Below are 9,597 nucleotides of genomic sequence, written 5' to 3'. Positions count from 1 at the left end.
CCGTAATGAATGTGCCGGTTGCCATAGACCGTAAAGTGGCTGCCATACCGGGTATCCTGCACCATGGCGGCGGTATTGCCACACACCAGCATCGGTTTACCATTGATGAAGCAGTGATGGTCGTCCAGTTGGAAAAAGTGTGGGTGCCCCGGAGCCGTTCCGTTATAGACCGCTACCTGACCGTAGTCTTCGCAGATGTCTTCAAGATTATCCAGTTTGAATGCCCGAACCGTCAGGGACTGAAAACCGATATTGCCAATTTTCTTTTCGATGTCCGGGTTGGCAATGGATATTGAGCTGCCGGATACCAGCCGGTAGTCCGGGCACCCCAGCTTATTTAACAGGCGACGGAAATCTTCAATATACAAAGCACCGCTCAAACACTCACCCATCAGCACCGGGTCATCTTTTAAGGAATCAGGTATCCGCTGGCTGGCAAAAACATCGGAGAAGATCAGTTCGCCACCGGGTTTAAGCACCCGAAAGATCTCTTTAAAGACTTCTTCTTTGTGGGGGGAGAGGTTTATAACGCAGTTTGAAATAACCACATCAACGGAATCATCTTCTATTCCCGTAGTTTTCAGATCTTCAATATAACCCGTTCTGAAGTCCACATTGGGTTTCTGAAAACCGAACTTTTTCATCATGGAAGGCACATGTTCTCTGGCAACCGATAGCTGTTCATCGGTCATATCAACACCGATCACCGAGCCATGTTCGCCCACCAGGCTGGCAAGAATATAACTGTCCCTGCCGGTACCGCAGCCAAGATCAAGCACCGTGCATCCTTCCACAGCCGGTGGGATTGGCGAGCCGCAACCATAAAAACGGTCAGTAATTTCCGGGTCGATTTGTTTCAGAATATCCCGGACGGGAAAAGGTATCATACCGGGATCGGAGCAGCAGGCGTTGGTTTTAAGGTCCTTTGTTCCGGCAAGAACACGACCATAGTATTCTTTAAGTGCCTCATGTTCTGAGGATTGGGTATTCATTAGAGTAACCTTCATTTCATGTGGGGATACCGAGCCTCCCTGCTCTGATAGTCATTAAGGGGACGGGTTAAGCCGGTTTTTCCTGTTCCTGAGGATTTTCTGCTACTTTAGTTATCTCAATGGTTTTGGAATAATATGTAATATTGTCAACCTTCTTTTCAACATTGGGGTTGGCAAGTTTTATTTTATCTGAGGCTATCTCCTTGAACGTCAGTCGGTACCCCGAAGGTGTCTTATCATTTAATAACGCCTTGGTATGCTCCCAGGTATTGCCAGCTAAACATTCATTTCGTAGTTCATCATCATTTTTAATTTCATCGGATACGGGCTTATCGGGAAAAACATCAGATAAGTACACCGTGCCGTTGGCTTTAAGTAGCAGAAGCATCGCACTGAATATTTTTTCTGGACAGTCTGAGAGGTTAAGAACGCAATTTGAAGTAAATATATCAACGGAGCTAATTTTAATGCCTGTGTTTATCAAGTTTTCGTTCTTATCCTCTATGAACTCCGTATTGCTGTTTTGATAGCCATATGCTTCTGCCATTTGAAGCTGATATTTTTTGGCAATGGCCAGTTGATTTTTACTCGTATCAATACCCGTAGCACGGCCTCCTTCACCTACCAGAAAGGCATAAAGATAAACATCCCTGCCTGCACCGCAGCCAAGATCAACCACTAAGGAGTCTTTCATATTTTTTAGTTGGGTAGTAGAGAAAGGAAACCCGCAGCCATAAGTATTTTCATTGATTTCTTCGGGGATTTTACTTGCAGGTTCCTGGAGGTACTCTGGCATTTTTTCCTCATTTGCGCGGCAGGCTCCCGTCTGAAGATTCTCATTTCCTCCGAGATCATTGTAGTACTTTTCTGGCGTAACAGCTGATTCATTTCTGGATGTTTTGCAGGTTGGTGTATTGCTGGAACGACCACAGCAGGATCTACCTGGAAGATCCTTGGTTCTGGCGGGATCTTTACTGCAGCTCACACCCTCTGGCTTATGAGCTGATTCATTTTTGGATGGTAGTTTTTTGCATGAATTATCCTCTACTGATATCTCTCGATTAAAACTACTGCTTTTACAGCAGCCACCAGTTTTATTGGTGGTAGTAGTATCCAGTATCATTGCTGCCAGTGCTGTACTCGTTGTTGTTGTTGTTGTTGGTACTGCTGCTGCCGTTGTTGTCATAAAACATTCCACTTTGTTAATTAGTAATGTCTCTCGCTCCGACTTTTTCGTTCCCGAGTGTTGAGTTATGTTTTCATGGAAATCGCTCCTTAAGAATTAGCTAAAGGCTATTCATCAGTCACTCAAAGCTGTTTTTGAATCCGCACCGTCACTTTTACAATCATCCGCAGCTGCGTTATTCATCAAAGGTTCAATAATCCCCGTAAAACATAACGCCGCGAGAATACCCCCGGTAATGGGGCCAGCAACATAGACAGTAAAGAAACCATAATGATTATCGGGAAAAGCGGCCCCCCCCCAGCCGAACAGTGAGGCCAGTAACCGGGGTGATAAATCTCTGGCCGGGTTGAGGCCTGCCTGAGTCAGTGGTGCGATAATTGAGATGATGGCGGCAACGGTCAAACCAATGAAGAAGGGAGCCAGCGCCTGATCCGGCCGCCCGGTGTTGCAGCCTTCGGTAAGGACAAGAATCATAAATACCAGGGCAAAGGTGCCGGTACACTCGGCAAAAAACGCATTGGTTGTGGACACTGAGGCAATATGTCCGGCCATGGGGTTAGGGTAATACTCCCCAAACATCATCGCGCTGGCTATAGACGACTGGGTACCACGGACAATCTCATGGGTTAACTCATACTGCATGATGGAGCTGGAGAACAGCAGATAAAGCAGGGCTGCCGCAACAAACGCGCCAGCAAACTGGGCCACCAGATAGCAGGGAAGCAATGTCACAGACATCCGGCGACTGACCACCATGGCAATACTCACTGCCGGGTTGAGATGGGCACAGGAAAGCCGCCGGGTTGCATAGATAGCCAGCGTTACCGCCAGCCCCCAGACCATGGCTACCTGGAAAAGACCGGTATGGGCAGAAAATAACACCGTCACGGCCACGGAGCCGCAGCCAAATAAAACAATGATAAATGTGCCGATAAATTCTCCGGCAAAGCCCTTCAGGTAATTCATTCAGATCATCCTCCTCTCTAGACGGTGACTTATTCCAGTCAGCCCGATACCCGGGCAAACAGGTACAGCATTTCTGAACCAATCTGCCGGACTCGCTCATCGTAGCGACTGGCAGCCTCCGGGGTGTTATCTGCCTCTTTCGGGTCAGCCCAGGGGAGGGCAATACGGAACGAGGCACCGGCAATCGCCGGACAGGTGTTGTTGGCATGATCGCAGGTCATCACCGCGACAAAATCTTTTTCCGGATTTACCGGCGCATCATACTTTTTGGAAAACACGGTTATGGCGGGTCTGTCCGGGGAGAAGCTGACCTGGTAGTGAGGGTTGTGCAAAGAAGGCTGTAAAGCCGGCGAAATGGGGGCAATGCTAAACCCGGCGCGCTGAAGTGCAGCTACGGCCTGGTGATTAAAAGCGGATACTTCGGTACCCCCGGAGTAGGTGATGATTTGACTGACCCCGAAGAAGGCCGCAGCCGCAGCGGCCCACAGTTGACTCATATGACTGCGTCGGGAGTTATGGGTACAGATAAATACCAGTTCTACGGTCTGCCCGGCAGATCGCTGACCACTGATGATATTGGCCAGATGATCCAGCTTTTTCCTGCGTTCTTCAGAGATACCGGAGAAATCACCAAGGAGATTGTCTACGGTGCTGTTCAGTGATTTATGGAGCAACAGGTCTCTGGCTGGTTGCCGGCAGCCCGGACTGATTTGACACAGTGGCTGATGGTGGGCATGCACTGTCTTGTCAGTAGCACGTGTTTCATAAGATCGCCCCCTTGCCGACTCATTTGCAGAAGGCGGTCTTCGATCATTGGGGGGGGCGTCTGTTATCTCTGCCGGTATTCCATGCCCTGATATAAACAGCAGGGTCAGCAGGAGTACTGGTGGAGTCAGGGTAGTGAATCGGAGCATTTGGCAAGTACATACCTGATAGCATTAGCTGCATCAGACTAGTTTAATTATTGTCTGCAGGGATGATTGATTGCTAATAAAGGAACCAGTGCCTTATAGGGTTCCGTTTTGCAGAATCCATTTGCAAGCCAGGGTAAGGCTTGGTGAATTTTTTACCGCCCAGAATGGTATATAACAGCTACTCCCTGTATGCTACCGACCCCTCCGGAAAAGTCACTGCTAATAATGGTGACCCTTAATGAGACAGTTTCATGACCTTCGCCAATCTAGGGCTCTCCCTTCCTATCCTGCAAGCCATTACTGAGCAGGGTTATGACCAACCTACCCCTATTCAGGCTGAAGCTATTCCTGCTGTACTGGAAGGTCAGGATGTGATGGCCGCAGCACAGACGGGTACCGGGAAGACGGCAGGTTTTACGCTGCCTATTCTGGAGCTGTTAAGCAGGGGAGAGCGCGCCGGGCCAAATCAGGTGCGTGCGTTGATTCTGACGCCAACCCGGGAGCTGGCGGCTCAGGTGGGAGAAAGTGTCGAGACGTATGGTCGGCATTTGCCGATTCGCTCTGCTGTGGTGTTTGGCGGGGTAAAAGTTAACCCCCAAATGATCAGCCTGCGCCGGGGGGCAGACATTCTGGTGGCTACGCCAGGACGATTAATTGATCTGTACAATCAGAATGCGGTGAAGTTTAAGCATCTGGAAGTGTTGGTTCTGGATGAAGCTGACCGGATGCTGGATATGGGCTTTATTCACGATATTCGCCGTATTCTGGCACTGTTGCCCAAGCGTCGTCAGAATCTGATGTTCTCCGCAACCTTCTCGGATGAAATACGGCAACTGGCCAAGACCATTGTTAATCAGCCTGTGGAGATCTCTGTGTCTCCGCGAAATACCCCTGCCAAGAGCGTTCAGCAGTGGGTTTATCCCGTGGATAAAAATCAGAAGCCAGCGTTGTTAACCCAGTTGATCCGGAAAAATAACTGGAGTCAGGTACTGGTATTTACCAGAACCAAGCATGGTGCGAATCGATTGACCCGTCATCTGGAAGGGAAGGGTATTCAGGCCGCGGCTATTCACGGTAATAAGAGTCAGGGAGCCCGTACCAAAGCACTGGCCAACTTTAAGAGTAATGAAATTACGGTGCTGGTGGCGACGGATATCGCCGCCCGGGGGCTGGATATTGACCAGTTGCCACAAGTGGTTAATTTTGACTTGCCCAATGTTCCTGAAGATTATGTGCATCGAATTGGCCGCACTGGCCGGGCGGGTTCTGAAGGGCAAGCGGTATCACTGGTCTGTGCAGATGAGAGCAAGCAGCTTCAGGATATTGAACGGCTGATCAATGAGCTATTACCAAGAGAAATGATTGCTGGCTTTGAGCCGGTCAATGCGGTTCCGGTTACCCAGCTTTCCAATAAGGCTTCCAGGCCAAAGAAGCCTAAAAAACCACAGGCAATGGGTCGGGGGCGTCAGGGAGACTCCGAAAGTAAGAACAGCCCCTCTGAAAGAAAGCATCATCAAAATCATCAAGGTGCCGGTAAAGCGGGTAGAAAACCGGAAGGCAATGGTGCTTCCGGTCGCGTATTTACCGAGAACAGCCGTAAGCCAGGGCGGCGTCAAGGGGGCAGTTCGCAAAGCTCACCTTACTCAGCATAACGCTCTGAGTTCTTACCTCCTGGTTCCCACGCTCCAGCGTGGGAAAAGACGCTGGAAGCAAAGAACAATCAGCTTCCAGCCTGAATATGATTTCCCCGTCGTTTATCCCGAACACACATCTGATTGTTATCCATAACCTGAGTTTCAAACAGGTCAACCGCTCTGATCAGGTCTCCCAGTTTTTTATATCCGTGGTTTCGGGGGTCAAAGGAAGCCTGGTTGGCTATAACCGCGCCTATTCGGCCAAGATAAGCCCAGCCATCATCATCCTGTTCTGTGTCGATAGCATTGCGTATCAGGGTCATGAGTTTGGTATCGGCTTTCAACTCATGGCCATTTTTCTTGCTGTTTTCGGGGATTTTCTCCGAATCGGCTTCGGCTTCGGGTTCATCCAGGTAAAGAAAGCGAGAACAGGCATTTACAAAGGGTGATGGCGCTTTGCGTTCACCAAAACCATAGACAACTTTACCTTCAGACAGTAATCGCATAATCAGCGGCGTAAAATCGCTGTCAGAAGAAACAATGCAGAAGGCATCCATTTTTTTTGTATAAAGAGTATCCATGGCATCAATGGTCATGGCCATGTCGGTGGCATTTTTGCCTTTAGTCAGGTCGAATTGCTGGATGGGCTGGATGGCGTACTCATGAAGCTGCTCTTCCCATCCCTTTATGGTGTGACTCTTCCAGTTGCCATAAGCGCGGCGAATACTGACTACACCATATTTGGCCATTTCCGAGAGAATTTTTTCAATTTTTCTGGCGGGGGCATTATCAGCATCAATAAATAAAGCGATTTTCTGGTTTGACTCTGCCATCGGGATTCCCTGTTACTTTTTATTCTTTTCACCTTGTGACCAGTGTCCACTGATTCACAGGAATTTGCAAAAGCGGTGATTCTTAATGTATGGATGCCTGGTCAACAGGCATATAGTACGTTTGTGCTTGAGATTGATAAATGTCCCCATTAAGCTGCGCTCAGCAGTAATGAAGTATGGCTTGCCATTCGGCAAACGGAGATTAATAACAATGACTGAACAGACTCCCTACCACCTGCTGGGTGAAGATAAAGGTATTCGAGCCCTGGCCAATGCATTTTATGATGCCATGGATGACCTGCCGGAAGCTGAGCATATTCGAAAGATGCACGCCCGCTCGCTGACCGACGTTAAAGAGAAACTTTATGAATACCTCAGTGGCTGGCTGGGAGGCCCTCATCATTACCTGGAGAAGTACGGAACTGTCTGTTTAACTGATCCGCACAAGCCCTATGAAATCAGTGAGTCAGCCCGCGATCAGTGGCTCTGTTGCTGGGATAAGGCACTTGATCAGGTAGGTGCCAGTGGTTTAACATTTTTCGGAAGGGTGGAGTCTTTCAAACTTGCCTTTTTTTTATCGGCGTCTGTTGTGTCTTTGTATTTATGTAGCGTTTTGAAACCTGAAAAAGAGGATTGCGGTCTGTTAAATTGATTTCGGTAAGCAGTATTCAATTGACTAAGTTCATCAAGCGCTGTTATTACTTCTGCGCGGCCTGAATTGGTTTTACTGTCTGATGGAAATATTGAGTTCAGTTTGTTTTCTTTGTTTTTAATGAACTCCCTGATGCTCTCTACCAGAGATGTTATTTTTTTTCATTTGGTAAGCTTTGCTTTTGGCCTCTTGGTCTGCTTCTAAATGACATTATTTTTTTCTTTTTTCTGGAAGTTTTGTCTCGGTTGATGACATTGGAAATGGATGGTTTAGCTTTCGTTTTCTTGAGGAATCCGTTGTGTAAAATTTAAACTGCTTTTTCTTGCGTTCGTTATTAACAGTGAAAGGAGTGTCACTGGCATTAAATAAAGTTGAGGCACGTGAAATATCAGTATCTGTTTGCTTCAGCTGCTTGGGTTCGGCTGATTGGGAAGTTCTTATCTGCTTTTCAGGCTTGTGATCCTTGTTATTTGACTGATCCCAGTGATAGATCTTAAAATCAGGGTTTTTTTCATTGCATTTGTTAGCTATTTCATCAACATAATTCAAACGTTGAGAAATAGCTGCAATTTGGAATTGGGATAAGGCTGATGGTGAGGAAGTTAGTCCGGTGGCCGGTTTTTCAGCTTCTCTCTTCAGTCTTCTGATTTCATTCAGACAGTTATGAAGAGCAGGAGCCTTCATCCTTATAATATCATCCGTTACTTGGCTTCTCTTGGTGTTGGCGGCTGAATGACGAAAATTCCAGTAAGCAAGGATTGCTTCTGAAACACAGATTGCTTTTATAGTAGCGGTATCATTGATGATCTCTAGCTCTTTCATTCATTTTGGATGAAATTCGCCTATATCAAGTTGACGTTTTTTGTTTTGACTGTCTTTTTTAAAAAATAACAAGTCTTCTTTGCTTGGTCTCCAGTCTCCCTTTAAGTAATTATCTTCCAGATGATTGAGGTCTCTTCCAAGTGCTTCTGTTAGATTTACCTTTCCTTTGGTTAATAAAACATTTATTGCTGACTCAATTTTTTTGATTTTCTGCGGAGTATATCGTTCTTTAATTATGAACTTGTTGAATTTAATAAGAAAAATTATGAGTCGATTGTATAAGGTTCCATGGCCGTTGAGTATTTCTACAATTTCTTCATCGCTAGTGCAGTCTTCTTTAATGCCATTAAGTTTTAGTTGTAAATCAGGAGGTAGTTCTGTATTAAGAGTGAATGTTGTCAGGTTGGAAAAGACAGGGGTGATTTTTTGTGGGCTATGATCAAAAAGGCTTTTGTCCGAAGGTTTTGTTTGGTCAGTGGGTGTATGTGCAGCTTTAGTTTTTTGGTTACTACTATTGTAAATATTATAAAAATTTAACAATCCTGCATATTTAGGTTGAGAGGTGGTAGGGGAGACTGTAAATGGTATAATTTTACTCGATGTTTTCGGACTGTTTATCTTTGGTACTGATTTGTTGTCAGGTTTAGACGGCCTTATTATTAAATAGCTCAATGGTACTATGTTGAAATAAATATTGTTTCTTTCAGGTAAAAAAAATGGCTGCACGAAATTATGTAGCCATATATGCTTGAAAGGTTTGCCTAAGCAAACTGTTTTGGATTTTTACCAGTCATATGTTGATAAAATTCCTGTATTTTTTCCAGGTCAGACTCATAGTCGCCTGTAGTGAAGAACATGGGGCCAAAACCGCCAACCTTCTTTTTAAAATCGAGAAAACCCAGCACTATCGGGACTCCAGCTCCATGAGCCACGTGGTAAAAGCCACTTTTCCACTGTCGGACCTTGCTGCGAGTACCCTCAGGAGGAATGGCAATGGCGAAGTCTGAGTAGTTATGGAAGTTGTCTACCATCTGCTGAACCAGCCCGTTAGCTTTGCCACGCTCAACCGGTACACCTCCAAGCCACTTCATTATTCCTCCAAGTGGCCCCTTGAACAGGCTGCTTTTACCCATCCAGAATACTTTCATTTGGAAACAGAAGGCGAAGGCAATGGTCAGGACAAAGTCCCAGTTACTGGTGTGTGGGGCGGCGATAATAACGTACTTTCGGGCTGCAGGGCGCTGACCTTCAAGCTTCCAGCCAAATAGTTTTAAGCCAATACGGGATAAAAGGCGAAAACAGCTATTAACGATGGGTGTATCAAAAATCGTATGACGCATTTTTATTATTTAAACCTGATCTATAAGGCTTTTAAAAGGCCGCTACCCGCTACCCGCTACCCGCCCCCCGTAAAAGCACAAGCGGTTCTGGCTTTTTCGGGCAGCGGGCAGCGGGCGGCGGGCAGCGCTCTTAAGGACGATTCCTTAATTGTGACTCTTAATTGTGAGCATGCAGCTCATCATTCAGCTCAATGGCTGATTTGTTGGTAAGGCATTCCAGCGATCCAGTCAGGGAGTTTCTACGGAACAGCAGGTCAG

At 46.6% G+C, this 9,597-nt stretch carries 10 protein-coding genes; 2 read left to right on the top strand and 8 right to left on the bottom strand.

Going from position 1 to position 9,597, the window contains the following annotated elements; translation table 11 throughout:
- From RM811_RS20840 to RM811_RS20825, 4 genes are all read right to left on the bottom strand, one after another.
- Positions 1 to 992: methyltransferase domain-containing protein (locus tag RM811_RS20840; RefSeq protein WP_402527875.1), on the bottom strand; the 992-nt coding region annotated here is incomplete at its 3' end.
- Between the two features lie 67 nt (positions 993 to 1,059).
- The gene (locus RM811_RS20835) at positions 1,060 to 2,115 is read right to left on the bottom strand and encodes a methyltransferase domain-containing protein (RefSeq protein ID WP_402527874.1); all 1,056 of its coding nucleotides are present in this window, start codon (positions 2,113 to 2,115) and stop codon (positions 1,060 to 1,062) included.
- Positions 2,116 to 2,292: 177 nt separating this feature from the next.
- Positions 2,293 to 3,144, bottom strand: a complete 852-nt coding sequence (locus tag RM811_RS20830) for an MIP/aquaporin family protein (RefSeq protein WP_402527873.1) — start codon at positions 3,142 to 3,144, stop codon at positions 2,293 to 2,295.
- Between the two features lie 38 nt (positions 3,145 to 3,182).
- On the bottom strand, positions 3,183 to 4,058 hold the full coding sequence (locus RM811_RS20825; RefSeq protein WP_402527871.1) for a low molecular weight phosphatase family protein: 876 nt from the start codon (positions 4,056 to 4,058) through the stop codon (positions 3,183 to 3,185).
- Between the two features lie 251 nt (positions 4,059 to 4,309).
- On the opposite strand from RM811_RS20825, the gene RM811_RS20820 reads away from it, so the two are divergent.
- Complete coding sequence (locus RM811_RS20820) at positions 4,310 to 5,710, top strand: DEAD/DEAH box helicase (RefSeq protein ID WP_402527870.1); 1,401 nt, start codon at positions 4,310 to 4,312, stop codon at positions 5,708 to 5,710.
- A gap of 68 nt (positions 5,711 to 5,778) precedes the next feature.
- On the opposite strand, the gene RM811_RS20815 is transcribed toward RM811_RS20820, so the two are convergent.
- Entirely contained in the window at positions 5,779 to 6,525 is a 747-nt protein-coding gene (locus tag RM811_RS20815) for an NYN domain-containing protein (RefSeq protein ID WP_402527869.1), read from the bottom strand.
- Positions 6,526 to 6,736: 211 nt separating this feature from the next.
- Here RM811_RS20815 and RM811_RS20810 point away from each other — a divergent pair, with 211 nt between their 5' ends.
- Positions 6,737 to 7,177, top strand: coding sequence for a group II truncated hemoglobin (locus tag RM811_RS20810; RefSeq protein WP_402527867.1), 441 nt, complete (start codon positions 6,737 to 6,739; stop codon positions 7,175 to 7,177).
- A gap of 210 nt (positions 7,178 to 7,387) precedes the next feature.
- Here the strand turns inward: RM811_RS20810 and RM811_RS20805 are convergent, their stop codons facing one another.
- Genes RM811_RS20805 through RM811_RS20795 form a run of 3 tightly spaced genes read right to left on the bottom strand, consistent with a single transcriptional unit; the run spans position 7,388 to position 9,339 of the window.
- Positions 7,388 to 7,999 (bottom strand): hypothetical protein, encoded by a 612-nt coding sequence (locus RM811_RS20805; RefSeq protein WP_402527865.1) that lies wholly within the window; start codon positions 7,997 to 7,999, stop codon positions 7,388 to 7,390.
- On the bottom strand, positions 8,000 to 8,725 hold the full coding sequence (locus RM811_RS20800; RefSeq protein ID WP_402527863.1) for a hypothetical protein: 726 nt from the start codon (positions 8,723 to 8,725) through the stop codon (positions 8,000 to 8,002). It abuts the gene before it with no gap.
- Between the two features lie 35 nt (positions 8,726 to 8,760).
- Positions 8,761 to 9,339, bottom strand: coding sequence for a lysophospholipid acyltransferase family protein (locus RM811_RS20795; RefSeq protein WP_402527862.1), 579 nt, complete (start codon positions 9,337 to 9,339; stop codon positions 8,761 to 8,763).
- Between the last annotated feature and the right edge of the window lie 258 nt (positions 9,340 to 9,597).

The organism is Endozoicomonas sp., assembly GCF_031844845.1.
Taxonomy (GTDB): Bacteria; Pseudomonadota; Gammaproteobacteria; order Pseudomonadales; family Endozoicomonadaceae; genus Endozoicomonas.
Note: the sequence above shows the minus strand (reverse complement) of the source record. Positions and strands in the feature narration are given on the sequence as shown.

What these genes read in the sequence shown, in the direction of transcription:
- RM811_RS20835 (WP_402527874.1), bottom strand. Translation starts at nt 2,115, where the DNA reads ATGATACTGGATACTACTACCACCAATAAAACTGGTGGCTGCTGTAAA.
- RM811_RS20830 (WP_402527873.1), bottom strand. Translation starts at nt 3,144, where the DNA reads ATGAATTACCTGAAGGGCTTTGCCGGAGAATTTATCGGCACATTTATC.
- RM811_RS20825 (WP_402527871.1), bottom strand. Translation starts at nt 4,058, where the DNA reads ATGCTCCGATTCACTACCCTGACTCCACCAGTACTCCTGCTGACCCTG.
- RM811_RS20820 (WP_402527870.1), top strand. Translation starts at nt 4,310, where the DNA reads ATGACCTTCGCCAATCTAGGGCTCTCCCTTCCTATCCTGCAAGCCATT.
- RM811_RS20815 (WP_402527869.1), bottom strand. Translation starts at nt 6,525, where the DNA reads ATGGCAGAGTCAAACCAGAAAATCGCTTTATTTATTGATGCTGATAAT.
- RM811_RS20810 (WP_402527867.1), top strand. Translation starts at nt 6,737, where the DNA reads ATGACTGAACAGACTCCCTACCACCTGCTGGGTGAAGATAAAGGTATT.
- RM811_RS20805 (WP_402527865.1), bottom strand. Translation starts at nt 7,999, where the DNA reads ATGAAAGAGCTAGAGATCATCAATGATACCGCTACTATAAAAGCAATC.
- RM811_RS20795 (WP_402527862.1), bottom strand. Translation starts at nt 9,339, where the DNA reads ATGCGTCATACGATTTTTGATACACCCATCGTTAATAGCTGTTTTCGC.